Source organism: Pseudomonas sp. MSSRFD41, assembly GCF_014230245.1.
In the GTDB taxonomy this organism is placed as follows: domain Bacteria; phylum Pseudomonadota; class Gammaproteobacteria; order Pseudomonadales; family Pseudomonadaceae; genus Aquipseudomonas; species Aquipseudomonas piscis.
Genome location: NZ_JACKZK010000005.1, coordinates 178895 through 205167, shown reverse-complemented (window position 1 = coordinate 205167; position 26273 = coordinate 178895). Strand labels below are relative to the sequence as shown.

Annotated in this window: 21 protein-coding genes; 8 read left to right on the top strand and 13 right to left on the bottom strand. The window is 65.0% G+C overall.

From position 1 onward, the window contains the following. Nucleotides 1-19 precede the first annotated feature (19 nt). The 5 genes from H7A76_RS11270 to tadA all read left to right on the top strand — a co-directional run bounded on the left by H7A76_RS11270 (nucleotide 20) and on the right by tadA (nucleotide 6132). Nucleotides 20-1243 carry a maltoporin gene (locus tag H7A76_RS11270; protein ID WP_185698546.1) on the top strand — a complete coding sequence of 408 codons (1224 nt, stop codon included), beginning with the start codon at nucleotides 20-22 and terminating at the stop codon, nucleotides 1241-1243. 60 nt (nucleotides 1244-1303) lie between these two features. After that, nucleotides 1304-3835, top strand: coding sequence for a phosphoenolpyruvate--protein phosphotransferase (gene ptsP / locus H7A76_RS11265; protein ID WP_185698545.1), 2532 nt, complete (start codon nucleotides 1304-1306; stop codon nucleotides 3833-3835). 2 nt (nucleotides 3836-3837) lie between these two features. Continuing rightward, nucleotides 3838-4128, top strand: a complete 291-nt coding sequence (locus H7A76_RS11260) for a PTS transporter subunit EIIB (RefSeq protein WP_185698544.1) — start codon at nucleotides 3838-3840, stop codon at nucleotides 4126-4128. Between the two features lie 127 nt (nucleotides 4129-4255). Further along, nucleotides 4256-5638 carry a multicopper oxidase family protein gene (locus tag H7A76_RS11255; RefSeq protein WP_185698543.1) on the top strand — a complete coding sequence of 461 codons (1383 nt, stop codon included), beginning with the start codon at nucleotides 4256-4258 and terminating at the stop codon, nucleotides 5636-5638. Further along, nucleotides 5638-6132: a tRNA adenosine(34) deaminase TadA gene (tadA, locus tag H7A76_RS11250; RefSeq protein WP_185698542.1), complete on the top strand. Its 495-nt coding sequence runs from the start codon at nucleotides 5638-5640 to the stop codon at nucleotides 6130-6132. Before H7A76_RS11255 ends, tadA begins: the two co-directional genes overlap by 1 nt. Before the next feature lie 125 nt (nucleotides 6133-6257). Here the strand turns inward: tadA and cmoB are convergent, their stop codons facing one another. The 5 genes from cmoB to lon form a co-directional block, all read right to left on the bottom strand. Then, nucleotides 6258-7214, bottom strand: a complete 957-nt coding sequence (cmoB, locus tag H7A76_RS11245) for a tRNA 5-methoxyuridine(34)/uridine 5-oxyacetic acid(34) synthase CmoB (protein ID WP_185698541.1) — start codon at nucleotides 7212-7214, stop codon at nucleotides 6258-6260. After that, nucleotides 7211-7954 (bottom strand): carboxy-S-adenosyl-L-methionine synthase CmoA, encoded by a 744-nt coding sequence (cmoA, locus tag H7A76_RS11240; RefSeq protein ID WP_022640667.1) that lies wholly within the window; start codon nucleotides 7952-7954, stop codon nucleotides 7211-7213. Before cmoA ends, cmoB begins: the two co-directional genes overlap by 4 nt. A 111-nt stretch (nucleotides 7955-8065) precedes the next feature. Then, on the bottom strand, nucleotides 8066-8701 hold the full coding sequence (locus H7A76_RS11235) for a lysoplasmalogenase (RefSeq protein ID WP_185698540.1): 636 nt from the start codon (nucleotides 8699-8701) through the stop codon (nucleotides 8066-8068). A gap of 1 nt (nucleotide 8702) precedes the next feature. Continuing rightward, nucleotides 8703-9095 (bottom strand): protease inhibitor I42 family protein, encoded by a 393-nt coding sequence (locus H7A76_RS11230; RefSeq protein WP_185698539.1) that lies wholly within the window; start codon nucleotides 9093-9095, stop codon nucleotides 8703-8705. Nucleotides 9096-9273: 178 nt separating this feature from the next. Further along, the gene (lon, locus tag H7A76_RS11225) at nucleotides 9274-11694 is read right to left on the bottom strand and encodes an endopeptidase La (protein WP_260497946.1); all 2421 of its coding nucleotides are present in this window, start codon (nucleotides 11692-11694) and stop codon (nucleotides 9274-9276) included. A gap of 456 nt (nucleotides 11695-12150) precedes the next feature. Here lon and H7A76_RS11220 point away from each other — a divergent pair, with 456 nt between their 5' ends. Next, entirely contained in the window at nucleotides 12151-14493 is a 2343-nt protein-coding gene (locus H7A76_RS11220; protein WP_185698538.1) for a putative bifunctional diguanylate cyclase/phosphodiesterase, read from the top strand. A 34-nt stretch (nucleotides 14494-14527) separates the two neighbouring features. On the opposite strand, the gene H7A76_RS11215 is transcribed toward H7A76_RS11220, so the two are convergent. Both H7A76_RS11215 and H7A76_RS11210 read right to left on the bottom strand, forming a co-directional pair. Then, nucleotides 14528-14959 (bottom strand): HEAT repeat domain-containing protein, encoded by a 432-nt coding sequence (locus H7A76_RS11215; RefSeq protein WP_185698537.1) that lies wholly within the window; start codon nucleotides 14957-14959, stop codon nucleotides 14528-14530. A 59-nt stretch (nucleotides 14960-15018) separates the two neighbouring features. Further along, nucleotides 15019-15636 carry a LuxR C-terminal-related transcriptional regulator gene (locus H7A76_RS11210; RefSeq protein ID WP_185698536.1) on the bottom strand — a complete coding sequence of 206 codons (618 nt, stop codon included), beginning with the start codon at nucleotides 15634-15636 and terminating at the stop codon, nucleotides 15019-15021. 141 nt (nucleotides 15637-15777) lie between these two features. Between H7A76_RS11210 and H7A76_RS11205 the strand changes: the two genes are divergently transcribed. Further along, a complete protein-coding gene (locus H7A76_RS11205) occupies nucleotides 15778-17436 on the top strand; it encodes a hybrid sensor histidine kinase/response regulator (protein WP_185698535.1) in 1659 nt (552 codons plus the stop codon). Here H7A76_RS11205 and H7A76_RS11200 read toward each other — a convergent pair. The 6 genes from H7A76_RS11200 to H7A76_RS11175 form a co-directional block, all read right to left on the bottom strand. Beyond that, nucleotides 17414-18061, bottom strand: a complete 648-nt coding sequence (locus H7A76_RS11200; protein ID WP_185698534.1) for a carboxypeptidase-like regulatory domain-containing protein — start codon at nucleotides 18059-18061, stop codon at nucleotides 17414-17416. The genes H7A76_RS11205 and H7A76_RS11200 overlap by 23 nt on opposite strands. 85 nt (nucleotides 18062-18146) lie before the next feature. Next, nucleotides 18147-18440, bottom strand: a complete 294-nt coding sequence (locus H7A76_RS11195) for a hypothetical protein (RefSeq protein ID WP_185698533.1) — start codon at nucleotides 18438-18440, stop codon at nucleotides 18147-18149. A 176-nt stretch (nucleotides 18441-18616) separates the two neighbouring features. Further along, nucleotides 18617-18913 carry a hypothetical protein gene (locus tag H7A76_RS11190; protein WP_185698532.1) on the bottom strand — a complete coding sequence of 99 codons (297 nt, stop codon included), beginning with the start codon at nucleotides 18911-18913 and terminating at the stop codon, nucleotides 18617-18619. 314 nt (nucleotides 18914-19227) lie between these two features. After that, on the bottom strand, nucleotides 19228-21648 hold the full coding sequence (locus H7A76_RS11185) for a glucose/quinate/shikimate family membrane-bound PQQ-dependent dehydrogenase (protein ID WP_185698531.1): 2421 nt from the start codon (nucleotides 21646-21648) through the stop codon (nucleotides 19228-19230). Between the two features lie 118 nt (nucleotides 21649-21766). Then, nucleotides 21767-23122, bottom strand: a complete 1356-nt coding sequence (locus H7A76_RS11180) for a carbohydrate porin (RefSeq protein ID WP_185698530.1) — start codon at nucleotides 23120-23122, stop codon at nucleotides 21767-21769. Between the two features lie 219 nt (nucleotides 23123-23341). After that, nucleotides 23342-24544 (bottom strand): benzoate/H(+) symporter BenE family transporter, encoded by a 1203-nt coding sequence (locus tag H7A76_RS11175; protein WP_185698529.1) that lies wholly within the window; start codon nucleotides 24542-24544, stop codon nucleotides 23342-23344. Between the two features lie 315 nt (nucleotides 24545-24859). Here H7A76_RS11175 and H7A76_RS11170 point away from each other — a divergent pair, with 315 nt between their 5' ends. Beyond that, nucleotides 24860-26248, top strand: a complete 1389-nt coding sequence (locus tag H7A76_RS11170; RefSeq protein WP_185698528.1) for a PLP-dependent aminotransferase family protein — start codon at nucleotides 24860-24862, stop codon at nucleotides 26246-26248. Nucleotides 26249-26273 lie beyond the last annotated feature (25 nt).

The window sequence follows — 26273 nt, the reverse complement described above, 5'->3', positions numbered from 1 at the left end:
AAAAATAATGGGGTGGCTTATGAAAACAACGATCAATCGCGGTTTGGCGGCGTCCTGCCTGTGCCTGGCCTTGCCCTATCCGGTCCAGGCCCTGGAGTTCTCCGGCTACATGCGCAGCGGCCTCGGTACGTCGGTCAACAGTGGTTCGCAATCGTGCTTCCAGCTGCCCGGCGCGCCATCCAAATACCGCCTGGGCAACGAATGCGAACAGTACGCCGAGCTGGAGCTGCGCCAGGATCTGTACACTCTCGAGGACGGCTCGGTGCTCAGCGTCGATGGCATGGCCTCGCTCAACAACCGCTACGATCGCAACCTGACCTTCCGGGGGGAGAATGGCTCGGCGCGCATGCCGCAGATGTATGCCCAGTGGTCCAAGCTGCCCAGCCTCAATGGCGGTTCGCTGTGGGCCGGGCGTCGTTACTACAAGCGTAACGACATCCATATCTCCGACTTCTACTACTGGAACCAGAGCGCCACCGGCGGCGGGGTCGAGGACGTGCACATCGGCGACCTGAAATACAGCTATGCCTTTTCCCGTAAGGACAACCTCTACCAGAAGCAGGCGGTGACCCGTCACGACTTCAACGTCGCCGGCTTCCAGAGCAATCCCGGCGGCGAGCTGGAACTGGGCCTGAGCTACCTGGAAAAGCCCGATCGCCGTGGCGCCCACAGTGGCTGGGCGGTCACCACCCAGCATGTGCAACAGGGCTTTCTGGGCGGCAAGAACAAGCTCGCCCTGCAATACGGCGAAGGCCCGGGCACCGGCCTGGGTTATACCGGCAACTCCTATCTGGATGACAGCAACAAGAGCTATCGCCTAGTGGAGTTTTTCGACTGGCAACTGACCCCGCGCTTCGGCGGTCAGTTTGAGGCGGTCTATCAGAAGGACATCCGTCCCGACGGCCAGGACCAGAAGTGGATCTCCCTCGGCGTGCGCCCGGCCTATGCCATCACCGAGCAGTTCAAGCTGGTGGCTGAGTTCGGCCACGATCAGGTGGAGGCCCCCGGGGGCACGCGCAAGCTCAGCAAGTTCACCTTCGCCCCGACCTGGTCGCCCAAGGGGCCGGAGTTCTGGGCCCGTCCCGAGGTGCGCTTGTATTACACCTATGCCAGCTGGAACGAGGCGGCCCAGCGTGCGGCCAATCAACTGGCGGCCGGCTCCGCGCTGTCCGACAGCGGTGCATTCGGCAGCGCCCGACATGGGGCGAATCTCGGTTTGCAGGTCGAGTACTGGTGGAAATAAGCGATGCTCCCGGGGCTCGCGCCCCATCGGCATTTCAAGGAATCAACAGCAGGTGACGTCATGGCCATAACCCAACCCTTGCAATTGCTCGCGCCCCTGTCCGGGCTGCTGCTGCCCCTGGAACAGGTGCCGGACCCGGTGTTTTCCAGCCGGGCGATCGGCGACGGCATGTGCATCGACCCGACCTCCCAGACCCTCTGCGCGCCCCTGTCCGGAATGGTCAGCAACCTGCAGCACAGTGGCCATGCGGTGAGCATTACCGGCGAGCAGGGCCAGCAGGTGCTGATGCACATCGGGCTGGACACGGTGAACCTGGCGGGCAAGGGATTCACCTGCCTGGTCCACGAAGGCCAGCAGGTGGCGGCGGGACAGGCGCTGATCGAGTTCGATGCCGACTACCTGGCCCTGCATGCCCGCAGCCTGCTGACCCTGATGCTGGTGGTCAGCAGCGAGCCGGTGAGCGCACTGGTGGATGAGCGCCGGTTGGTGGAACAGGGCCAGCCGCTGCTACAGCTTGACCTGGCTGCCCAGGCCCCTGCGCAGGCCCCTGCTGCCGAGGGCGAGGCGCTGTTTTCCGAGCCGCTGATCCTGGGCAATCCCCAGGGCCTGCATGCGCGTCCGGCGGCCCTGCTGGCCCAGGCTGCCAAGGGTTTTGCCGCGAACATTTGCCTGCACCGGCGCAGCGATACGGCCAACGCCAAGTCCCTGGTATCGATCATGGCCTTGCAGACGGTCCAGGGCGATGCCTTGCAGGTCAGTGCCGTGGGCACGGATGCCGAGCAGGCGATCCAGGCCCTGGTGGCGCTGCTGGCCTCCGGCTGTGGGGAGCCGGTCGCTGCGCTGCCCAAAGCCGTATCCCCAGCTGTATCGGATGATGTGCCAGGGGCCATCCTGCGCGGGGTCTGTGCTTCACCGGGCTCGGCCTTCGGCCAGGTGCGGCAAGTGGCGCCGCCGCGCTTGCAAATCATTGAACAGGCAACCCGTCCGCAGCAGGAGCGCCAAGCCCTGGCGCGGGCCCTGCGCCAGGCGGCCAGTGCCCTGCAACGGCTGCGGGACGATGCCCCGGGTGAAGCGCAACAGAACATCTTCCGCGCGCACCAGGAGTTGCTGGACGACCCGAGCCTGCTGGAGCAGGCCGAGTCGCTGATCGCCAGCGGCAAGAGCGCCGCCTTTGCCTGGAACAGCGCCATCGAGGTCACCGCCGAGCTGTTCCAAAGCCTGGGCAGCAGCCTCTTGGCCGAGCGTGCGGTGGATCTGGCGGATGTTGGCCAGCGGGTACTGGAGCTGATTCTTGGCGTGCGGGAACAGGCCCTGGACCTGCCGGACCAGGCCATCCTGGTGGCCGAGCAATTGACCCCTTCGCAAACCGCAAGCCTGGATACCACCCGGGTGCTGGGTTTTGTCACCGTGGGCGGTGGCGCCACCAGCCATGTGGCGATCCTGGCCCGAGCCCTGGGGTTGCCGGCGCTCTGTGGCCTGTCGCCCCAGGTGCTGTCCCTGGCCGACGGTACGCCGGTACTGCTGGATGCCGATCGTGGCGAACTGCACTCGGACCCTGACCCGCAATTGCTGCGGCAACTGGATGCCCAGCGCGAACAACAACGCCAGCGCCAGCACCGGGACCTGGCCCAGGCGGCGCTGCCGGCGGTGACCCTCGATGGTCATCACCTTGAGGTCACGGCCAACATTGCCTGCCTGGCGGAGGCCGAGCAGGCCGTCAGCCTGGGGGGCGATGGTGTCGGCCTGTTGCGTTCGGAGTTTCTCTACCAGGACCGTACCCAGGCGCCGAGCCCGCAGGAACAGGCAGCCACCTATCGGGCCATCGCCCAGGCCCTGGGGCCCGAACGCAACCTGGTGGTGCGCACCCTGGATGTGGGCGGCGACAAACCCCTGGCCTATGTGCCGATGGACAGCGAGGCCAACCCCTTTCTCGGCCTGCGCGGCATTCGCCTGTGCCTGGCGCGTCCGGAACTGCTACGGGAGCAATTCCGGGCGATCCTGGCCAGCGCCGGGCAGGCCCGCCTGCACATCATGTTGCCGATGGTCAGCCAGCTCGCGGAGCTGCGCCAGGCGCGCCAGTGGCTGGAGCAGGAGGTCCAGGCCCTGGGGCTGGCGCAATCACCCCGGCAGGGGATCATGGTCGAGGTGCCGTCGGCAGCGTTGCTGGCGGATCGCTTCGCCCCGGAAGTGGATTTCTTTTCCATCGGCACCAACGACCTGACCCAGTACACCCTGGCCATGGACCGCGACCATCCGCGCCTGGCCAGCCAGGCTGACAGTTTCCACCCGGCGGTGCTGCGCCTGATCGCCACCACGGTCCAGGCCGCCCATGCCCACGGCAAGTGGGTCGGTGTGTGCGGTGCGCTGGCTTCTGAAACCCTGGCGGTGCCGCTGTTGCTGGGCCTGGGGGTGGATGAGTTGTCGGTGAGCGTGCCGCTGATCCCGGCCATCAAGGCCCGGGTGCGGGAGCTGGACCTGGCCCAGTGCCAGGCGCTGGCCGCGCACATCGTTAATCTGGAGGATGCTGCCCAGGTGCGTGAATGCCTGCATCGCCAACCGCTTGCCGCTCACTCACCGGTCCTGGAGAACTGAAGATGTTCGAGAAACTACAGCGGGCGTTCTGGAAAGCCCTGACTCCGGACCTGGTGCCCGACCAGCCGAAAGCGCCCAAGGCTGGCGGTCATGCCCTGGATGAATCGACGCTGGCGGCATTGGGCGGACCTGCCAATATCAAGAGCCAGCAATGGCTGGCCCTGACCCGGTTGCGCCTGGAGCTGCATGACCCGCACTTGCTCGACAGCACTGCCCTGGCCAAGGCTGGAGTGCCGGCGGTGATGCCCCTGGCAGGCGGGGTGGTGCATCTGTTGCTGGGGCTGCAGGGCTGAGCGCAACCACGGCCCTGCATCTGCGTCCCGTCGCCGCGCCGGCCTTACTGTTTCTCAACTGCGGGTGTATCGTATTCGCCTTTTTGCGGGCCCGGGCCCGCGGCAGATACGTGAGGTAGTTGAGTCCATGTCCTTTACCCGTCGACAAATACTCGGTGGTCTGGCCGGTCTGGTGGTGGTTGGCGTGGGCGCCGGCGGTGCGTCGCGTTACTGGCTGGGCAAGGTCGCGGACGACAATGCCGGGCACGACTACGAGTTGATCGCCGCCCCGCTGGATGTCGAGCTGGTAGCGGGTTTCAAGACCCAGGCCTGGGCCTTCGGGCCGTCGGCGCCGGGCACCGAATTGCGGGTCCGCCAGGGCACCTGGTTGCGGGTGCGCTTCATCAACCACCTGCCGGTGGAAACCACCATTCATTGGCACGGCATCCGCCTGCCGCTGGAAATGGACGGCGTGCCCTACGTCTCGCAGCTGCCGGTCAAGCCGGGCGAGTTCTTCGACTACAAGTTCCGCGTGCCGGATGCCGGCAGCTACTGGTACCACCCCCATGTCAGCAGTTCCGAGGAACTGGGTCGGGGCCTAGTCGGCCCACTGATCGTCGAGGAGCGCGAGCCGACCGGCTTCAAGCATGAGCGCACCCTGAGCCTGAAGACCTGGCACGTGGACGAGCAGGGCGCCTGGATGCCCTTCAGCGTACCGCGCGAGGCCGCACGCAATGGCACCGCGGGACGCCTGATCACCATCAACGGCCAGGCCGAGGCGGTGACCGAGCTGCCGGCCGGGCAGGTGGTGCGGGTGCGCCTGCTGAACCTGGACAACACCTGGACCTATCGCCTCAACCTCAAGGGCAACTGCGAGGCGATGATCTATGCCCTCGACGGCAACCCGATCACCCCGCGCCCGCTGGACGACGACTACTGGCTCGGCCCGGGCATGCGCATCTGCCTGGCCATCCGCATTCCCGAGGCCGGCGAGGAAATCTCCCTGCGCGATGGCTTCGTGCGCCTGGGCACCCTGCGTTCGGTGGCCAGCAGCGAAGCCCCCGGCGACTGGCCCAAGGCGCTGCCGGCCAACCCCATCGCCGAGCCGGACCTGGAAAAGGCCGAGAAGCTCAACTTCAATTTCGAGTGGGCCGGCAAGGTCTCGGTGAACACCGAGAACGGCAAGCCGCCGAGCCTGTGGCAGATCAACGGCCAGGCCTGGGACATCACCGACAAGACCTGCGCCGATCGTCCGATCGCCACCTTGAAGAAGGGCAAGAGCTACATCTTCGAGCTCAAGAACATGACCCAGTACCAGCACCCTATCCACCTGCACGGCATGAGCTTCAAGGTGATCGCTTCCAATCGCCGCCAGATCGTCGAGCCCTGGTTCACCGACACCTACCTGCTGGGCAAGAACGAACGCGCCCAGGTGGCGCTGGTGGCCGATAACCCGGGCACCTGGATGTTCCACTGCCATGTGATCGACCACATGGAAACCGGCCTGATGGCCGCGATCGAGGTGGTGTGATGCGCCAGATTCGCCCGGCACCGATCATCGATCGCAGCCGCGACCAGGCGTTCATGCGCGAGGCCCTGGCCCTGGCTGCCCAAGGGGCCGCCCTCGGGGAGGTTCCCGTGGGTGCGGTGCTGGTGCTCGATGGGCAGGTCATCGGTCGCGGCTACAACTGCCCGATCAGCGGTAGCGACCCCAGCGCCCATGCCGAGATGGTGGCCATTCGCGCCGCGGCCCAGGCAGTGAGCAACTACCGCCTGCCGGGCAGTACCCTGTACGTCACCCTGGAGCCCTGCAGCATGTGTGCCGGGCTGATCGTCCATTCGCGCATCGCGCGGGTGGTCTACGGCGCCTTGGAGCCCAAGGCGGGCATCGTGCAGAGCCAGGGGCAGTTTTTCACCCAGGGCTTTCTCAACCACCGGGTGCTGTACGAAGGTGGGGTGCTGGCCGAGGAGTGCGGCACGGTGCTCAGCGAGTTCTTCAAGGCACGGCGGGCCAGCCGCGACTGAACACCCCCCTGCAGGAGCGAAGCTTGCTCGCGATGACGCCAGCCCGGGCATGCTCACCTTGAACCGGGTGTGGTGTTCGATATCGCTATAGAGGGCCAGCCTCGCATCCTACGGATGCGCGGGCTTCATTTCCTGGCGACGATCACGGCGCGCATCGGCGCCGGCAGGCCTTCGATGGTCTTGCGGTGGTCGGCGGGATCGAGGAAGTCGCTCAGGGACTGGTACTTCATCCACTCGGTGGCCCGCTGTTCCTGCACGCTGGTCAGGTTGACGTCCACGCAGCGCACGTCGCTGAACCCGGCGCGGCGCAGCCACAGTTCCAGGGCCGGCACCGATGGCAGGAACCACACGTTGCGCATCTGCGCGTAACGGTCTTGCGGCACCAGCACCTGCTGCTGGTCGCCTTCGACCACCAGGGTCTCCAACACCAGTTCACCCCCCTTGACCAGGCAGTCCTTGAGCGCCAGCAGGTGCTCGATGGGCGAGCGGCGATGGTAGAACACGCCCATGGAGAACACGGTGTCGAAACCCTCGAGGTTCGGCGGCAGGTCCTCGAACGGGAACGGCAGGTGCCAGGCCTTGGGTTGTTCCAGGTAGCGTTGTACGGCCTGGAACTGGCAGAAGAACAGCCAGTTCGGATCGACGCCGATCACGCTGTCGGCGCCAGCGCCGAGCATGCGCCACATGTAGTAGCCGTTGCCGCAACCGACATCGAGGATGCGCTTGCCGTGCAGGTCAAGGTGTGGCGCGACCCGCGACCACTTCCAGTCCGAGCGCCACTCGGTGTCCACATGCACGCCGAACAGGTCGAACGGGCCCTTGCGCCAGGGGCTCAGGCCCATCAGGGCAGTGCGCATCCGCTCGCGGGTCGCGGCGTCGCAGTCGCTGTCCAGGACCAGGCCATTGAGCAAGTCGATTTCACTGGGGCGCACGTCCGGCAGGGCGTCCAGCGCGCTCTGCCAGCGGGCCAGGTCGCCATGGCCCTTTTCCATCTTGGCATCGAGTTGCGCTTGCAGGCCCTGGGCCCAGACGGCCAGGGGAGTGCCCACCAGATGGCGGGCCAGGGGGGACAGATCGATCATGGCAGGGCAATCAACGAAGCGAAATTAAGGCATTGGAACCAGGGCACGACTTTCGAGAAGCCGGCGGCCAGCAGGCGTTCGCGGTGTTCCTCGAGGCTGTCGGGCTTCATGACGTTCTCGATGGCGCTGCGCTTCTGGGCAATCTCCAGTTCGCTGTAGCCATTGGCGCGCTTGAAGGCGACGTGCAGGTCGGTGAGCAGCTCATGTTCCTGGACGTCGTTGAAGCGCAGCTTTTCCGAGAGGATCAGCGCGCCGCCGGGCAGCAGTGCCTGGCGGATGCGCGTCAGCAAGGCCTGGCGCTGTTCAGGGGCGATGAACTGCAAAGTGAAGTTCATCGCCACCACCGAGGCCGGCTGGAACTCCAGGGCCAGGATATCGCCCTCCACCACTTGCACGGGCAAAAGCTCCTGGAACATCGAGTCCTGGCCGTTGAGGTATTCCCGGCAGCGCTCGACCATGGCCGCCGAGTTGTCCACGGCGATCACCCGGCAGCCATCGCTGCGCACATGGCGACGCAAGGCCTGGGTCACCGCCCCGAGGGACGCCCCGAGGTCGTAGAGCACGCTGTGGGGCTGGGCGAACTGCGCCGCCAGGACCCCGAGGTTCTCGACGATGGTCGGGTAGCCGGGTACCGAGCGCTTGATCATGTCCGGGAAGACCCGCACCACGTCTTCGTTGAAGGCGAAGTCGGGCACCTGGGCCAGGGGCTGGGCGAATAGGCGGTCGGGTTCTTTGCTCACGGCGGTTCCAGCGATGGCGATAAAAAAGAGGGGCGGCATTGTAGCCGCTGTGGCTGGCTGCGATAAGGCCTGGGAAGGCTAGGGCGACAATGGGTGTCGCCCATCCCGGGGCTAGCGCGGCTTCTGGCTGAAGGCCGAAGCGGCGATGCCCCACTGGCCCAGCCAGTAGAAGATGATGATCAGGTAGGGCGCGGCATCGAAGGCGGCGACGAAGCGGCTCAGGCCGATCAGGCTGTCGGAGAAGGCGAAGCTCAAGGCACCGAGCGCGGCCAGGGCCGCCGAACGCTTGGGCACCGCCGTGCCCAGCCGCGCCAGGGCCCGCCAGAGCATGGCGCTGATGGTCAGGGCATAGACGATCACCGGCACCAGCAGCGGCCCCAGGCCATGGGCGATCAGCACGCTCAGCAACGCCACGCCGATGGCCAGGGCCAGCAGCAGTGGCAGCGGCGCCAGGCGCCGGCAGTCGCTCAGGTAGGCCTTGAGGTAGGCCAGGTGGGCCACCAGGAAGGCGCCCAGGCCGAACACGAACAGGTCCATGGGCCAGGCCAGCAGGATGTCCCCCAGCACCGAGAACAGCAGGCCGATGATGATCCAGCGCCGGTAGTCCCCCGAGGGCGCATCGTGCAGCCAGCCCAGCAGGGCCAGTACCGGCAGGGGCTTGACCAGCAGGCAGAGCAGGGTGGCATGTATGGCGGTGCCGTAGATGAAGGTCGCGGCGCCCATCAGCGCAAGGATTAGCCAGCCCATGTCAATTGACCGTGATCGAGCAGTCGAAGGCCTTGACCGGCGCTTCCTCCGGCGCCCAGGGCTGCTGGTAGGTCAGCAGCAGGCGGCCCGTGCCGTTGGCGAAGGCCTGGAAACGCCAGGTGGAGAAGCCGCCGCTGCCGACCAGGCCGGTGTCATCCGGATTGCTGTAGACCTCCGGGCTGACCTTGCGCAGGATGCCGCCCGCCGAGTCCTGGATCGCCCAGCGATAGCCCGTGGTGGGGTTGCTCGGCAGGGTGACGATCAAGTTCTGGCCGTTGTGCAGCTGCAGCGGGCACTCACTCTGGTTTTCCACGGTGACGTTTTGCTTGGGTTGGCTCGCGCAGGCGGCCAGCAGGGCAACGCTGAGCAAGATAAGCAGGCGGTTGGCGGGCATGGGTCAGGAAGCTCCGATCATTCACGACGAACGGCGAGCATAACTGAAGATGGAGAAATGTGTGGCGGGGCTGGGCGGTTGCAGGAACGAAGCTGCTTCGCGATGAACGACGACGCGGTACGTCAGGTACCGTGCGTCGTTTTCGTCGCGGGCAAGCCCCGCTCCTGCAGGGCCCGGGTTAGAACAGTACCTTGGCCACGTCGGCGAAGCGCTTGGCGAAATGCACGGTGAGGCCTTCCTTGAGGTAGTCCGGCAGTTCCTCGAAGTGCCCACGGTTGGGCTCCGGCAGGATCAGCTCGTGGATCTTCTGCCGGCGCGCGGCAATCACCTTCTCGCGTACCCCGCCAATGGGCAGCACGTGGCCGGTGAGCGTCAGCTCGCCGGTCATGGCCACCCCTTTCTTCGGTGGCTGGTTACGAGCCAGGGACAGCAGGGCGCTGGCCATGGTCACCCCGGCGCTGGGGCCATCCTTGGGCGTGGCGCCCTCGGGTACGTGCAAGTGGACGAAGGCTTCGTCGAAGAACTTGCTGTCGCCACCGAACTGCTTGAGGTGCGAGCTGACGTAGCTGTAGGCGATTTCCGCCGACTCCTTCATCACATCGCCCAGCTGGCCGGTGAGCTTGAAGCCGCGGTTGTGGGTATGAATGCGCGTGGCCTCGATGGGCAGGGTCGCCCCGCCCATGCTGGTCCAGGCCAGCCCGGTGATGACCCCGACGCCACTGAGCACCTGTTCGTTGCGGAACACCGCCATGCCCAGGGACGCCTCCAGGTCCTTGGGGCCGATCTTGATACGGGCGTCGGGTTCGTCCAGCAGCCGCACCACGGCCTTGCGCACCAGCTTGCCCAGTTGCTTCTCCAGCTGGCGCACCCCGGCTTCCCGGGCATAGCTGTCGATCACCGTGCGCAGGGCGCTGTCGCTGATGCCCAGGCTGGCCTTGGCCACCCCGGCCTTCGCCAGTTGCTTGGGCCATAGGTGGCGCTTGGCGATGGCGAGTTTTTCCTCGGTGATGTAACCCGACAGGCGAATCACTTCCATGCGGTCCAGCAGCGGCCCGGGGATCGAGTCCAAGGTGTTGGCGGTGCACACGAACAGCACTTTGGACAGGTCCATGCGCAGGTCCAGGTAGTGGTCGAGGAAGTCGACGTTCTGCTCCGGGTCGAGGGTCTCCAGCAGTGCCGAGGCCGGATCGCCCTGGTAGCTCTGGCCCATCTTGTCGATCTCGTCGAGCATGATCACCGGGTTCATCACCTCCACTTCCTTCAGGGCCTGCACCAGCTTGCCCGGCTGGGCGCCGATGTAGGTGCGGCGGTGGCCCTTGATCTCGGCCTCATCGCGCATGCCGCCGACGCTGAAGCGGTAGAAGGGGCGGCCCAGGGATTCGGCGATGGATTTGCCGACGCTGGTCTTGCCCACGCCGGGCGGACCCACCAGCAGCACGATGGAGCCGCTGATCTCGCCCTTGTACGCACCCACCGCGAGGAACTCGAGGATGCGGTTCTTGATGTCGTCCAGGCCAGCGTGGTGCTGGTCCAGCACTTTGCGCGCGTGCTTGAGGTCGAGCTTGTCCTGGCCATAGATGCCCCAAGGCACGGCGGTGGCCCATTCCAGGTAGTTGCGGGTGACCGCATATTCCGGCGAGCCGGTCTCGAGGATCGACAGCTTGTTCATTTCCTCGGTGATGCGTTTCTGCGCCTGGGGTGGCAGGACCTTGCCCTGCAGGCGCTGCTCGAACTGTTCCAGGTCGGCGCTGCGATCGTCCTTGGTCAGCCCCAGTTCCTGCTGGATCACCTTGAGCTGTTCCTTGAGGAAGAACTCGCGCTGATGCTCGCCGATCTTGCGGTTGACCTCGGCGGAAATTTCTTTCTGCAGCCGTGCGACTTCCACTTCCTTGCGCAGCATCGGCAGGACTTTCTCCATGCGCTTGAGCATGGGCACGCAGTCGAGCACTTCCTGCAACTCGTTGCCGGTGGCGGAGGTCAGGGCGGCGGCGAAGTCGGTCAGCGGCGATGGATCGTTGGGGCTGAAGCGATTGAGGTAGTTCTTCAACTCTTCGCTGTACAGCGGGTTGAGCGGCAGCAGTTCCTTGATCGCGTTGATCAGCGCCATGCCGTAGGCCTTGACTTCGTCGGTGGGCTCGGCGGGCTGGCGCGGGTATTCGACTTCCACCAGGTAAGGCGGGCGATGGTGCTTGAGCCAGGTGCGTATCCGCACCCGGGTCAGGCCCTGGGCGACGAATTGCAGCTTGCCGTTCTCACGGCTGGCGTGGTGGACCTTGACCAGGGTGCCGTACTCCGGCAGCGCCGAAGTGTCGAAATGTCGTGGGTCTTCCTGGGGTGTATCCATGAAGAACAGGGCCAGGGAGTGATGCTCGGACTTGCTCACCAACTCCAGGGTCTCGGCCCAGGGCTCTTCATTGACGATGACCGGCAGGACCTGGGCCGGGAAGAACGGCCGATTGTGGATCGGGATGATGTAGACCTTGTCCGGAAGCCTTTGCCCCGGCAGCGCCAGGTCGGTGCCATGGGCGACCGGATGTTCGGTTGCATCCGGCTCGACGTAGTCACGCGGATCTTCGGGGAATTCTTGCTGATCGCTCATGGAGGCTCCTGCACGATGGGCTATGCAGGGTTAGATGGGGCGGGTCATGGCGGGTTTCAATGGGGCAAGGGTTACAGCTTTTTTCCGTAGGCGGCGGTCATCATTGCTGATGCAAGTTGCCACGCCCAGGCGTGTTGCAGGGTAGGTTTGCCCTGGCTCATGGCGCTGTTTCCTAGCCTTGTGGTGGAATCGATGAGATAGCTTGAAGTAATTTTCTGATATCGATTGTCAATAAAATGACTTAAAGCTCAGCGGTTTCACTGCGCGATCTTCTATTATTCGCACATTGAGTCGACGCTCCGGATTGTCGGAACAAGAACGCCATTTATTTGACGGCCATGTTCAGCTTCTCAGAGGGATGGGTATGAAGAACGGATTTTTCAGCGCCCGGCGGCAGCTAGCCGCATTGTCGTTTCCTGGATCCTGCCGGCAACCGGAGTTGTCGAGAGCAGCCTCATGAGGTGGCGTCGAACCTTCCAGGCAAGGATCGTCGGGGTACTGGCACTGTTGCTCCTGGTGCTGATCGCCGCGGTGTATTTCGCGGTCAAGGCCGCCACTACCCAGGCGGTGGAGCGCCAGGCGCAATTGCAGTTGAAGACCGGCACCCGGGTCTTCGAACGTTTGCTGGATTCTCGCGGGCGCAACCTGCAATACGGCATCGACTGGCTGGTGGGGGATGCCGAGTTTCGCCGCGCGGTGATCAGCGGCAGGCCGGTGGATATCCTCGCGGCCCTGGCCCAGCACCGGGGTGGCATTCGCTCCAGCGAGATGTTCGTCCTGTCCCCGGAAGGCCGGGTCATCGCCAGTACCCTGCCAGCCATCGGTCGCGACCAGGCCTTCCCCTATGACCAGGCGTTGCGTCGGGCCCTGCGCCACGACATCCACATGCTGCTGGTGGCGATCCAGGACCGGCCCTACCTGCTGGTCCAGGGTGAAGTGCTCGAGCCGTTGCCGATCGCCCGGGTGGTCATGGGGTTTCCCATGGACGAGTCCTTCGCCCAGGAACTGCGCTCGATGAGCAACCTCGAGGTCTCGTTCCTGGCGGTGGACGGACAACGCTCCGGCGAGTTGTTCAGCACCCAGCCGGAGGTGTTCTGGTCGGCCATCATCAACATCTTGCATGACTCGTTGTGGCAACCGTTGCCGCAGTTGAGCGAACTCCATGGTCAGCGCTTCCTCAACCAGGCGCTGCAATTGGCCAATACCGACGGCGAAGGCGACCCACGGGTCATGGCCCTGCTGCAGAGCCCCATGGAGCAGGCCCTGGAAGCCTTCGCACCGTTGGACCGGGAGTTCTTGTGGATCGCCGGCGTGGCGCTAATCGCATCGCTGTTCTGCGCCTTGTTGATGGCGCGCTGGGTGGCCCGGCCTCTGGAGGACCTGGCCCAGGCGGCCCGGCGCATCGGTTCCGGCAATTACCAGGCGCCGGTAGCGATCAAGCGCAGCGATGAGTTCGGAGTGCTGACCGATGCCTTCAACGCGATGCAGAGCGCCATCGCCACCCGCGAGCGACAACTGGCCCATAACGCCCTGCACGACCCACTGACCGGGTTGCCCAACCGGGTCCTGGCCATCGAGCGTTTGAGCAAGGCCATTGCCGAGCGGCGCAACGTGGTGCTGCTGTACCTGGGGATCGACAATTACCGGGCGATCAACGAAGGCTTCGGTGCCGAAGGCCTGGAGCAGATGTTGGGCGAGCTCAGCTGGCGCTTGCGGGAAGTGTTGTCCCAGGGCGATACGGCGGCGCGCATCACCTCCAGCGAGTTCCTGCTGTTGCTGGAGAACACCGAGCTCACTGGCGCCATCGCCATGGCCGACCGGCTCCATGGCCTGCTCAGCCGGCCGCAGCTGATCCAGGGCGATGAAGTCAGATTGCAGATCTGCGTGGGGGTGGCGGTGTACCCGGCCGATGGCCAGTCGGCCGAAGAGCTGATCAGCCGTGCGGCCATCGCCCGCCACGACGCCTCGCTCAAGCCGGGTTACCTGCAGGTCTACCAGCAGGACCGCGACCTGGCCCATCAGCGGCAGATCAGCCTGATTCGAGACTTGCGACGTGCCGCCGCCGAGGGCGAGCTGTTCCTGTTGTTCCAGCCCAAACTGGACCTGCGCCGGGATTACCTGCACCAGGCCGAAGCCCTGTTGCGCTGGCAGCACCCGGTGTTCGGCGTGGTGCCCCCGGCGGAATTCATTCCCCTGGCCGAGCGTACCGGCAGCATGCACAGCCTGACGACCTGGGTCATCGAGGCCTGCATCCGCCAGTTGGCCGAATGGAATCGCCGGGCCCTGCCGGTGCGCCTGTCATTGAACATTTCGGCCCGGGATCTGGAAGACAGCGGCCTGGTGGACCGGGTCAGCCAGTGCCTGGACCGTTATCAGGTGGTGGCCGAGCAACTGGTCTTCGAGATCACCGAAAGCGCCATCATGCGTCATCCGGAAGAATCCCTGGCGGTACTCCAGCGCCTGCGTGGCTGTGGCATCAGCCTGTCGGTGGATGACTTCGGCACCGGCTACTCGTCCCTGGCGCAATTGCAGCGCCTGCCGGTGCAGGAGCTGAAGATCGACCAGTCGTTCATCCGTAATCTGGACGAAACCAGTGGGGATGCGGTGATCGTGCGCTCGACCATTGAAATGAGCCACAAGCTGGGGCTCAAGGTGGTGGCCGAGGGGGTGGAGTTCGAGCATTGCCTGAGGCTGCTGGAGAACTGGGGGTGCGATACCGTACAGGGTTACCTGATCAGCCGACCGCTGATTACCGAAGCCTTCGAACGCTGGTTGCTCAAGGCACGGGTCTCGAGCTGAAGGCCGGGGGCTGACTCTGCCATCGCCCGGCGGATCAACAGGGAGCGGTCTCGGCCTTGGCCAGCAGGCTGTGCAGCTCGGGTTCGACCTGGTCTTCGGGGAGCTGGGCCATGACCTCGCGGACGGGCAATGCATAGCGTCGTTCGATGACTATTTCCGCCCAGTCCAGTTCATAGATCGCCATGATCCGCACATCCAGGTACGGCGACTCTTCCAGCAGGCGTTTCAGCAGCTCGATGGCTTGCGGGCTGCGCAGTTCCCCCAGGGCGGCGGCGCAGCGTTGCTGCCAGTACTCGGGCTGATCCAGGAGCATCGCGTCAAGGCGTTGCCATTGCGTTGGGGTAAAGGCCCGCAGCACGCCCTTGCCCACATGCTCGGTGATGTATTCGTTCCAGTTGGTGGATTCGCTGTCGCCGATCCAGCGTTGCAATTGTTCGAGCATGTCTTCGGGTACTGCGGTGTGCATGTTTTCTCCAGCGTAGCCGCCAGGCCTGGGCACATCGGGTCGGTGGGGCAATGGGCGGTTCAGCCGTTGCCGGCGAACTTCACTGCCGCCGCGGCCCGGGAGGGCACCTTCAGGGCGTGCAGCAGCGACGAGACGTGGATGCGCACGGTGAACGGCGAGATGTCCAGTTCCCGGGCGATTTCCTTGTTGGTCTTGCCCTGGGCGATCAGGCGCAGCACTTCCTGCTGACGGGTGGTGAGGGCGCTGAGTTCGGTGCAGGCATCCAGGGGCAGCAGCAGGCCGGAGGGCGCGTACTTGACCACCACCTCGCCCTGGCGGATGTCGAGGATCGCCTGGGCGATTTCCTCGGGGCAGATGTTCTTGCCGATGAAACCGTCGGCGCCGGCGGCCATGACTTCACTGATCAGGTCCTGATTGTCGACCATCGACACCACGATGATCGAGGTCCTGGGCAGTTGCCGGCGCAACTCGGCGATCATGCTCACCGAGGTCAGCCCGGGAAAGCGCAGGTCGAGGATCAGCGAGTCCGGCTCCTCGCCATTGCCGGCCAGGGCCTGCACGGCCGCCAGGTCGCCGGCTTCTTCGAGGACCGCCTCGGGCAGCAGGCGCTGGACGGTGCGCAGCATGCCCTCGCGAAACAGGGGATGGTCGTCGGCGACGATGATCCTGCATGTCATGTCTTGAAGCTCCTTGAAACAATCAGTCCTGGGGCCATGCTACCTTGGCAGGTCGGCACTGTACCTGCCCGCTGGTCGTGTCCGATACCACGTATTGCCAGCGAGGCACCGTGCCGGTGTCCCGAACAAGGAGTCGGTTGCATGAAAGTCGAAAAGGACAGTGAGCTCGACCAGGCCACGTTGCGCATCATCGTCGCCAGTTGCGCGCTGGTCTACGTGATCATCACCAGTTGCCTGCCGGGGCAGGATTTCGACACCTACCTGCCGGTGATCATCTACATCATCGTCTTCACCCTGGTATCCATCGGGCTGCGCATGGCCATCGCCCGCTGGCCGGGGCATTACCCGGCCCGGCGAATCCTGGGGATCATCTACGACTACACCGGCACCTGCTTCGGCCTGGTGGTGGGTGGCGAGGGCGCCCTGCCCATCTATGCGGTGATGGTCTGGGTCAACCTGGGCAACGGCATGCGCTTCGGTTCGCGCTACCTGGCCATCGCCACCGTCCTGGCGCTGTTCGCGTTGTTCATGGTCTACCTGCTGACCCCGTACTGGCGAAGCCACCCCTACATGGTGCTGATGCTGATGGTCACCAGTACCGTGATCCCGATCTATGCCCATATCCTGCTCAAGCGCACCCGACTCGCCTCCGAGCAAGCCATTGCCGCCAACCTGGAAAAATCGCGTTTCCTGGCCCAGGCCAGCCATGACCTGCGCCAGCCGATCCACTCCATCGGCCTGTTCACTGCCTGCCTGCGCGAGGCCAACCTCGGCCAGGAGGAGCGGCGCCTGGTGGACAACATCGACCGTTCGCTGCTCAACGTGTCGCAGTTGTTCCGCTCCATCCTGGATCTCTACACCCTGGACAACGGGCGTGTGCAACCCAAGCACGAAACCGTGCACCTGGGGCAGTTGCTGCGTGACCTGATACGGCAGAACGCCGAGGCGGCGCGCTGGGCCGGGGTCGAGCTGCGGCTGCGGCCGTGCAACCACTGGGTACGCATCGATCCCGGGTTGCTGGCGACCATGGTGCAGAACGTTTTGTCCAACTGCTTCAAGTATGCGCCGCAGGGACCCGTGCTGATTGGCGTGCGCCGCCGTGGCCAGGGCCTGGCCATCGAGATCCACGACCGTGGGCGGGGCATCGCCGAAGAGCACCTGCCGCGGATCTTCGAAGAGTTCTACCGGGTCCGCCAGTTGCGCGACAAGGACGTCGAAGGCGTGGGCCTGGGGTTGTCCATCGTCAAGCGCCTGGGGCATCTGGTGGACCTGGAGGTGCGCCTGCGCTCGCGGGTCGGCCATGGCACCAGCGTGACCCTGTCGGGCCTGCAACCGGCCGCGCCGCAGCAGTTGCGGCGCCACGACGAGGCGTTGCAGAACGGCCTGCTGAGCGGATTGCGGGTGTGCCTGGTGGAGGATGACCGCAACGTGCTGCTGGCGACTTCGGCACTGCTGGAGCGCTGGGGCTGCGTGGTCCAGGCCGAGGCCTCGGCCGAGGAGCTGGTCACCGATTGCGACATCATCGTCGCCGACTATGACCTGGGCACTCGGCTCTCGGGCATCGAGTGCATCGATAACATCCGCCAGCAGCGGGGCTGGGAAGTGCCGGCGCTGATCATCACCGGCCACGATGTCGAGAAGATCCATGCCGCGCTGCACGATCGCAACATCGCCATCCTGTCCAAGCCAGTGCGGCCGGTGGAACTGCGCGCCACCTTGCGCGCCCTGCGCGAGACGCCGATGGCGGCCCCTCAAAAGAGCGCGGTGGCAGGAGCCGCTACCAGGTCCGGCATGGGATGAGCAGGGGGTAGTTGGTCATGGTCAGCTTCTTGTTCTCGCCACTGGCGAGTTCGACGAAGTCATCCAGCATGCCCGAGTACGAAGAGATCGAGCTGCGCTCGGTGTAGTAGTGAGTGGTCACCGGCCCATAGTTGGTGTTGCTCTGGCCAGTGCCCACGTACTCGTTCCAGCGGCTGGTGCCGTACACCATGTCCTGGCCCTGGACGAAGTACCGGCCCGGTTGCAGGCCGGTGAACTGGAAGATGCCGTTGCCGTCGGTGCGGGTCACCCGGTGCACGGCCACGGCCTCGGGGACCATGCTCACCGGTGCGCCTTCGGGTTGGGACGCGCGCAACTTGTGCCAGGCCTGCAGGTGCGGGGTGACCGGGTAGAGATAGATCTTGACGTCGCGGCTGTCCTCGATGCCGTCGTTGCCGACGATGCAGAACTTGCCGGTGAGGGTGGCCGTGCCCGGTTGCAGGGCCGCGCGTGCGGCCTGGGTGTCGAAGGGGACGTCGGGGTATTGCACGGTGGGGATCTTCACCGATGGGTATTCGTCCAGGGTTCGTCCCTGGCGCGGGGCGCAGGCGCTCAGGGCACAGGCGAGCAGCACCGTACCGGTGACCATGATTAGGCGGGATGTCATGACGGAGGGACCTTTGCAGGGAGTCGTGCGTTCGCGCGGCATAGCCCTGTGTCGGGGCTCGTCGCGAGTTTCCGGGATGGTCGCTTTATTCCTTGTTGCACTCGGCGGGCATCGAGATCACCCCGCCCATGCTGGCAAAGGCAACCATGCCGCCGGAGGCCAGCACGCAGTTGTAGCCACCGGCGCTGGTGTTGGCGGTGAAGTAGGTCTGGCTGTTGTCGCTGCGTACATTCGAGACGCTGGTCACGTTCTTGCCGATGGTGAGTTGGGCGCGGTTCTTCAGGTCGTCGTTGCTGGGGCTGGCGACGGCGCAGCCGGCGAGCGCGACTACCAGGCCGCTGAGCAGGGTGAAGGAACGGACGTTGGGATGGAGTTTCATGATGACGCTTCCTTGGTGTTGTAGTTTCTTTCCACGGCGCAGCCGTCCCCCGCACCGCAGGACGGCGGTGGTGGTGGGAACGAGGTGGTTGGCCAAAACTATAGCGTCGGGGGAGGGGGAGGGTCGATTAGCACAGATGGGCTAATGTCCCTTTGCAATTACGCAGGTTTGCAGGGTCAATCGGCCAGTTGTTCCTGCAGGCGGCGGCCCAGTACATCCAGCAAGTCGCAGCCATCACGCAAGGGGATGACGCACAGTTGGGCGAAGTCCTGGAGTAATTGCGGATTGCCACCGAGGTGGTCCTGGCTGGCGATGCTTTCCAGCAGCTGGGTCGCGGCACGGATACGGTGGATGGCCGCTTCGTGCAGGGCATCCAGCGGGGCCTGGGTGTCCACCAGCAGGGCGGGGATGTCGTAGTCGTTGCTGGTGAGGGGCATGAAGCGCCTGGGGGAGTGTGGGGTGTCGTCGTCCATTGCCTGGGGCCTGCCCGGTGATCCTGCCGACCTTAAAGGCAGGTGGTCGCAGGGAACAAGGTGATGCTGTTCTCTGTGAGCTGTAGGACTTTTCAAAACCCATGGCCGTAGCCGCTGCCGAGCTTGTGAGGCTGCGCCAAGGCCCGTAGGGCCTTCCTGTGTCTGCGTCCGCTGCGCGGCCCTACGCAGCCTGCGGCAGCGGCTACACGAAGCAGCTCTGACTCGGTGGCAGCCGTTACACGAAGGCATGTGAGGGCGAGCACAAAAAAAGGCGGCTACCCGCAGGTAGCCGCCTTTTCAGTTGCTGTCAGGGGTTATTCCGACAGTTTGTAGGCAATGATGTAGTCGCCCATCTTGGTGCCCAGGGAGCCGTGGCCGCCCACGACCACCAGCACGTACTGCTTGCCATCCTTGCCGGTGTAGCTCATCGGCGTGGCCTGGCCGCCGGCTGGCAGGCGGGATTTCCACAGCTCCTTGCCGTTCTTCACGTCATAGCCACGGATGTACTGGTCCAGGGTGCCGCTGAGGAAGCCCACGCCGCCGGCGGTGACCATGGAACCGCCCATGCTCGGTACGCCCATCGGCAGGCCGATCGGGATCGGCGAGCTGTCACGGCTGGTGCCGTTCTTGTGCTTCCACACCACCTTGTTGGTGGTCAGGTCGATGCCGGCGACGTAGCCCCAGGCCGGCGCCTGGCAAGGCACGCCGAGCGGCGACATGAACGGATGCATGATCACCGCATAAGGAGCGCCGGTGTTGGGTTGTACGCCCGAGGTCTCGCTTTCGCGCTTGCTGCCGGCGGCCACTTCGGCGCGCGGCACCAGCTTGGACACGAAGGCCATGTAGTTCGGACTGGTGAACAGCAGCTGGCGTACCGGATCCAGCGAGACGCTGCCCCAGTTGAACACGCCGACGTTACCCGGATAGACCAGGCTGCCCTGCACCGATGGCGGGGTGTACTGGCCGTCATAGCGCAGCTCCTTGAACTGGATGCGGCACAGCATCTGGTCGAACGGAGTGGCGCCCCACATGGCTTTTTCATCCAGTGGCGGGTTCAGCAGGTTCAGGTCCGAGCGAGCCTGGGTCGGCGCGGTATGGTCGCCTTCCACGGCACCGGTCGGCGCCGGGATCTCGCGGATCGGCACGATCGGGGTGCCGTCGCGACGGTCCAGCACATACAGGCTGCCTTGCTTGGTCGGCTGGATCAGCGCCGGCTTGATGCCGTCCGCGGTCTTCATGTCCAGCAGGGTTGGCTGGCTGCCCACGTCCATGTCCCACAGGTCGTGGTGGGTGAACTGGTAGTTCCAGCGCAGCTTGCCGGTATCGATATCCAGGGCCACGGTGCCGGCGCTGAACTTCTCGGCGCCCGCGCTGCGGTTGCCGCCCCATTGGTCGGGCATCTGGTTGCCCAGTGGCAGGTAGACCAGGCCCAGTTTCTCGTCGACGCTGGCCAGGGACCACATGTTCGGCGAGTTGCGAGTGTAGGTCTTGCCTTCAGGCAGCGGCGTGGTTTCGTCGGGGTTGCCCGAGTCCCAGTTCCAGACCAGGTGGCCGTCGTGCACGTCGAAGGCACGGATGACCCCGGACGGCTCGTTGGTCGACTCGTTATCGGTCACGTGACCGCCGATGATCACCAGGTTGCGGGTGATGGCCGCCGGCGAGGTGGAGTAGTAGCCACCGGGAGTGAACGGGCCGATGCCGGCCTTGAGGTCCACGGCGCCCTTGTTGCCGAAGTCTTCGCAGACCTTGCCGGTGTCGGCGTTGATGGCGATCAGGCGCGCGTCGGCGGTTGGCAGGAACAGGCGGCGTGGGCAACTGGTGGCGATGGCCTGGCCGGCGGGGGACAGCGGTGCCGGACGGCTGATGGCGTCGGAGTTCTGGTAGTTGGCTTCGTCGTAGTACGACACGCCACGGCAGGTCATGTGGGCCCAGCCACGGAAGTCGTCACCGTTGGGGCCTTGGATCTGCGGGTCGAAACGCCAGATTTCCTTGCCGGTATCCGGGTCCAGCGCCAGTACCTTGCTGTGGGCGGTGCAGGCATAGAGCATGCCGTTGGCCTTGAGCGGAGTGTTCTGGTTGGTGATTTCCACCGGGTCCTTGGCGGTCGGCATGTCGCCGGTGCGGATGCGCCAGGCTTCCTGCAGCTTGCCCAGGTTGGCCGGAGTGATCTGCTTGAGCGGCGAGTAGCGGTCCCCGAATTCGGTACGGCCGTAGGCCTGCCAGTCGCCATCCGGTATGGCCGGTGCGGTACTGGCCATGTCCGCGCTGTCGCGGCCCAGGTCGCCGGAGATTTCCCCGGGGTTGGTGAACTGGCTGCCGATGGCGGCGCCACCCGCCAGGACCACGGCCACGCTCAGGGCGGCGGTGCCCATGGGGGCCGGGCCATCACGCAGCAGTGGGCGACGGAACCAGGGCAGCAGCAGGACCACGCCCAGGGCGAACCACAACGACAGGCGCGGTACCAGTTGCCACCAGTCCAGGCCGATTTCCCACAGCGACCAGAGGGTGCTGGCGAACAGCACCAGCGCATACAGGCCCAGTGCCGCGCGTTTGCCGGCCAGCAACAGCAGGCCGGTCAGCGTCAGGCCGATACCGGCCAGGACGTAGTACAGCGAGCCGCCGAGCATGCTCAGCTTGATCCCCCCGGCCAGCAAGGCCAGGCCCATTAGCAGCAGCAAGATCCCGAGCAGGCTTGGTAGCAAGCGGCTCGGGCTCGAAGCGCCCTCTGTGCTCATAGTGTGGTTCTCCGTGACGTTAAGAATGTACCCGCGCATGTTCACTGTAGATGACGTTCAGGCGCGGGCTTGGTTCAGCAGGAAAGTGGATGGCGCCGGCTTTTTTTGCCGGCGGGCCTCAGAACGAACTCTGCAGCTTGATGCCGCCGATCAGCGCGTCGTCCACCTGGTTCACGCCGCCGGGGTGGCGGATGTATTGCAGGTTGGGGCGCACGGTCAGCCAGTTGGCCAGGTGCACGCCGTAGTACAGCTCGGCGCTGTACTCGGTGTCCTGGGGCGGCAAGTAGCCCGGGTTGTCGTAGTCGTACAGCGCGCGGGCCTGGTTGCTGGCCTGGGCGTTCTTGCGGTAGGCCGGGTTGACATGGACCCGGGCCAGGGCGAAGCCGATATCGTCCTTGGCCCGGGCGTCGAACGGCCCCTTGTAGACCAGGCCAGCCTGGACGTAGTTGTCGATGGCGTTGGTCTTCTTGTCATGGGCGGTGACGTTGGCGAACAGGCTCAGGCCCCGGGACTGGTCGCTGGCCAGGCTGGTGATTTGCTGTTGCACGCCCAGCCACAGGCCGTGCTTGCTCGAACTGCTGCGGTAGGCCTCACCGGTCAGCGCGGCGGGCTGGCCATTGCGGTCTTTATAGGTGTCGGTGGCCTTGGCGCTGCTGTAGTAGTAGCCGGCGCGGTATTCCCCGGGCAGGCCATTGAGCCGTGGAGTCCAGACCAGCTCCACCGGCAGCAGGGTGCCCTGGGTGCCGCTGCCGCTGAGCTTGAAGCCGTTGTCGCGGTCCAGGTTCGAAGGGTTCTGCTCGTAGGCGCCAACCTGGGCATAGAGCTCGGGGGTCAGGTGGTACTTGATGCGCAGGGCCCACTGGCTGACCGGCCAGTTGTACCAGACGCTGCCAGCCCAGTTGCCCACTTGCGAGCCGCAGAACGCCAGGTTCTGGAAGTCGCAGGGGAAGCTGTTGAAGTCTTCGCCCTGGCCGAAGCGACCGGCCTTGATGTCCAGCTTCTGGTCGAAGAACTTCTGCTGGTACCACATCTGGGTCAGGCGCCAGGTCTGGCCGCGACCCCAGACTTCCTGGGCCGAGGTGAAACCGCCGACCCGTGGGTCGTTGATCCGGTCGTTGCTGATGTTGTCGCCATTGCGCTTGGTCACGGTCAGCTGGAACTCGGCATCGTGCCAGCCGAGGATCTTCTGCAGGTCCAGGTGGCTGCCGAAGGCGAACTGGTCGCTGTAGCGTGCGGTGCGGTCATGGTCGTAGCCACCGCGCAGGTTGGCGCCCATCTCGCCGACATAGTCGATCTTGAAGTCGTAGCCCTGCCTGGCCAGTTCCGTGCGGGTGCCGTTCCAGTCGCCGAGCATCCAGGGCGAGTCGCTGTCGAAGGCCGGCGTGGCTTGGGCGCAAGCGGCAAAACCCAGGGCGCCGAGGAAGGCGGCTGGTGTCAGGACAGCGCTATCTTTTGCGCGCTGAGAAAGAGGCATAGGCATTCGAATAAGGTCTTTTTCTAGGAATAGGCAAAACAAGGGCAGGGCACGCGACCTGGACCGCTATCGGTCGAGGCGCCAGGCCGCTGTTTTCAAAAGGAAAGTGAAGCGTTTCAGCTTCGGGTGCGAAGAATAAAGCGCCCTCTCTGCAAGAGAAAGCGCTTTTATCGACATGAACCGTTTCGGATTCGGTAACAGTCGTTCGGGTTTTGCCGCTCAGCGTGATGGGGACGGTTGCGCCACGGCAGCCTTGTGCCGGGTATGGCCGAGGACGAAGTACGCCACCAGGCCGAAGATCAAGCCCCAGAATGCCGCGGCCAGGCCCAGGAAGCTCATGCCCGAGGCGGTGACCAGGAAGGTGATCAGCGCCGCTTCACGTTGCTGGTCGTCGGCCATGGCGCCGCTCAGGCCGGTGCTGATGGCGCCGAACAGGGCGAGGCCGGCCAGGGCGGCGATCAACTCCTTGGGCAGGGCGCCGAAGACCGAGGCCAGGGTGGCGCCGAACACCCCCATGAGCAGGTAGAACAAGCCGCAGGCAATGCCGGCGATGTAGCGTTTCTCGGGTTGCTCGTGGGCTTCACGGCCTGTGCAGATGGCCGCGGTGATGGCCGCCAGGTTGATGCCATGGGAACCGAAGGGCGCCAGCAGCGCCGAGGTGATGGCGGTCCAGGACACGATCGAGCGGGCCGGGGTGGTATAGCCGGAACTGCGCATGACCGCCATGCCGGGTACGTATTGCCCGGTGAGGGTCACCAGGGCCAGGGGCAGGCCGATATTGACGATGGCCTGCCAATCCCACTGTGGGGCGATGAAGATCGGCTCGGCCACGGCCAGGGTGATGGCCCCCAGGTTGAATTCGCCCAGGGCCGCGGCTATGCAACAGCCCACCAGCAACACGGCGGGGATCGCGTAGCGCGGCGACCAGCGCTTGCCCAGCAGATAGGTGGCGAGCATTGCCAGCACCAGCACCGGTTGCAGGCTGAGCGAGGTGAACAGGCCGGCGCCGAAGCGGAACAGGATGCCCGCCAGCATCGCGGCGGCGATGGCCTTGGGCAGGCGGGCCATGAGCTTGTCGAAGGCGCCGCTGAGGCCGAGCACGGCGATGATCAGCGACGCAACGATGTAGGCGCCGATGGCCTGGGGCAACGATACCGTTGGCAGCATCGACACCAGCAGCGCGGCGCCTGGGGTGGACCAGGCAGTGATGACCGGTACTTTCAGGCGCCAGCTCAGCAGCAGGCCGGTCAGGCCGCTGCCGATGGAAATGGCCCAGATCCAGGACGAGACCTGGTCATCGGGCATATGGGCTTCGCGGGCGGCCTGGAACACGATGATCAGGGGGCCGGCGTAGGAAATGATCACGGCGATCAAGCCGGCGACCACGGCGGAGAGGGACAGGTCCTTGCTGAAGTTGTGCATGGCATCTCGACTGGTGGAGGGTGGGTGATTGAGTCGATCGTTATAGGCGTATTTCAGTGTATTTCAGAAAATTGAATCGATTCAATTGGCTTGATGCAATCATGCTTTGATACAGAGCTTTGTTTTTGGATTTTTTCTTATAAATAATTGTTTATTAAGGATTTTATTGATTGAAAATACTTTTATGAACATTCCTTTGGAAGGAGTCGAGCCTGGTGATTGAATCAATTTGCCGATTGATTCGATAGGCGGCTGGGCGGCGGCCCTGTGCTATGCTGCGCCGCATTTCAATGCAGCCGATGGTCACCAGCCTCCATGTGGGTTCCCCAGTTAAGCGAGTTCAATCAGCCGGTCTACCTGTCCATCGCCGATGCCCTGCAGCGGGATATCGGCAGTGGCCTGCTCAAGGAGGGTGAGCGCCTGCCGACCCTGCGCGAGCTGGCGGTGACCCTGAACGTTACCCCCGGCACCATCAATCGGGCCTACGGCGAAGCCCAGCGCCGCGGCCTGGTGCAGGGCGAGGTGGGGCGTGGCACCTACGTGCTGGGGCGCGCGCCGTTGGCGTTGGCGGAGGGCGCAGCCGGGCCGTCGTTATCCCTGGGCCAGTCCGAGGCCCTGGACCTGTCGCTGATCAAGCCCTACAGCGAAACCCTGGAGTACTGGCTGCGCGGCGCCCTGGTGGACATGGCCCGCAGCAGCGATTTCGGCCGGGCCCTGGACTATGCCCCCGACGGCGGCCATCCGGCCCACCGCGAGGCCGGGGCGCAGTGGCTGCGGCATTCGCTGCCCGAGGCCCAGTGGCAACAGGTGGTGATCACCTCCGGCGCGCAGCACGGGCTGATGGTCGCCATCAGCGCCTTGAGCAATGCCGGTGACCTGGTGCTCTGCGAGTCCCTGGCTTACCCGGGCATCCTCTCGGTGGCCCATGGCCTGGAGCGACGCTTGCGGGGCGTGGCCATGGACGAGGAGGGGATACTGCCCGAAGCCCTGCGCGAGCAGTGCCTGCGGGAGAAACCGGCGTTGCTGGTGTGTGTCGCCAGTTGCCAGAACCCCACCACGGCGATCATGTCGCCGGGGCGCCGGGCGCAGATTGCGGCACTGGCCGAAGAGTTCGATTTTTTGCTGGTCGACGACGATATCTACGGTTTTCTCGCCACCGATCCGCAGATCAAGCCGCTATCGGCCTATGCGCCGGAGCGTTCGGTGTACCTCACCAGCCTGTCCAAGGCGATCATGCCGGCCCTGCGGGTCGGCTACCTGTACAGCCCGCCCAAGCTGCTGTCGCGCTTGAGCGCGATGGTCCGCAGCAGCGTGTGGATGCCCTCGCCGCTGACCGCGCAACTGGCCAGCAATGTGCTGGTCGAGGGGCTGGACCGCAAGCTGGTAGAGACCCAGCGCAGCGAGGCGGCGGCGCGCCAGGCGATTGCCCGGGAAGTGTTCGCCGGTTTCGAGTTCCGGACCCAGCCCCACAGCTACCACCTGTGGTTGACCTTGCCGCAGCCCTGGACCGCCGATGAGTTCGCCACCCTGGCCCGGGCCAATGGCGTGCTGGTGATGAGCGGCACGCAGTTCCAGGTGGAGCGCGATGCCACCTGCCGCCAGGTGCGGGTGGTGTTGATGTCGCCCACCACCCGCGACGAGTTGCGCTTTGCCCTGACCCAACTGGCCAGCCTGGTCGACACCGACCCGCGGCGCTATCGCTGAGCTCCGGGCGGGGCGCTGGTTGGCC

Coding starts and splice junctions, on each gene's coding strand:
- H7A76_RS11270 (WP_185698546.1), top strand. CDS start 20: ATGAAAACAACGATCAATCGCGGTTTGGCGGCGTCCTGCCTGTGCCTG.
- ptsP (WP_185698545.1), top strand. CDS start 1,304: ATGGCCATAACCCAACCCTTGCAATTGCTCGCGCCCCTGTCCGGGCTG.
- H7A76_RS11260 (WP_185698544.1), top strand. CDS start 3,838: ATGTTCGAGAAACTACAGCGGGCGTTCTGGAAAGCCCTGACTCCGGAC.
- H7A76_RS11255 (WP_185698543.1), top strand. CDS start 4,256: ATGTCCTTTACCCGTCGACAAATACTCGGTGGTCTGGCCGGTCTGGTG.
- tadA (WP_185698542.1), top strand. CDS start 5,638: ATGCGCCAGATTCGCCCGGCACCGATCATCGATCGCAGCCGCGACCAG.
- cmoB (WP_185698541.1), bottom strand. CDS start 7,214: ATGATCGATCTGTCCCCCCTGGCCCGCCATCTGGTGGGCACTCCCCTG.
- H7A76_RS11235 (WP_185698540.1), bottom strand. CDS start 8,701: ATGGGCTGGCTAATCCTTGCGCTGATGGGCGCCGCGACCTTCATCTAC.
- H7A76_RS11230 (WP_185698539.1), bottom strand. CDS start 9,095: ATGCCCGCCAACCGCCTGCTTATCTTGCTCAGCGTTGCCCTGCTGGCC.
- lon (WP_260497946.1), bottom strand. CDS start 11,694: ATGAGCGATCAGCAAGAATTCCCCGAAGATCCGCGTGACTACGTCGAG.
- H7A76_RS11220 (WP_185698538.1), top strand. CDS start 12,151: ATGAGGTGGCGTCGAACCTTCCAGGCAAGGATCGTCGGGGTACTGGCA.
- H7A76_RS11215 (WP_185698537.1), bottom strand. CDS start 14,959: ATGCACACCGCAGTACCCGAAGACATGCTCGAACAATTGCAACGCTGG.
- H7A76_RS11210 (WP_185698536.1), bottom strand. CDS start 15,636: ATGACATGCAGGATCATCGTCGCCGACGACCATCCCCTGTTTCGCGAG.
- H7A76_RS11205 (WP_185698535.1), top strand. CDS start 15,778: ATGAAAGTCGAAAAGGACAGTGAGCTCGACCAGGCCACGTTGCGCATC.
- H7A76_RS11200 (WP_185698534.1), bottom strand. CDS start 18,061: ATGACATCCCGCCTAATCATGGTCACCGGTACGGTGCTGCTCGCCTGT.
- H7A76_RS11195 (WP_185698533.1), bottom strand. CDS start 18,440: ATGAAACTCCATCCCAACGTCCGTTCCTTCACCCTGCTCAGCGGCCTG.
- H7A76_RS11190 (WP_185698532.1), bottom strand. CDS start 18,913: ATGGACGACGACACCCCACACTCCCCCAGGCGCTTCATGCCCCTCACC.
- H7A76_RS11185 (WP_185698531.1), bottom strand. CDS start 21,648: ATGAGCACAGAGGGCGCTTCGAGCCCGAGCCGCTTGCTACCAAGCCTG.
- H7A76_RS11180 (WP_185698530.1), bottom strand. CDS start 23,122: ATGCCTCTTTCTCAGCGCGCAAAAGATAGCGCTGTCCTGACACCAGCC.
- H7A76_RS11175 (WP_185698529.1), bottom strand. CDS start 24,544: ATGCACAACTTCAGCAAGGACCTGTCCCTCTCCGCCGTGGTCGCCGGC.
- H7A76_RS11170 (WP_185698528.1), top strand. CDS start 24,860: ATGTGGGTTCCCCAGTTAAGCGAGTTCAATCAGCCGGTCTACCTGTCC.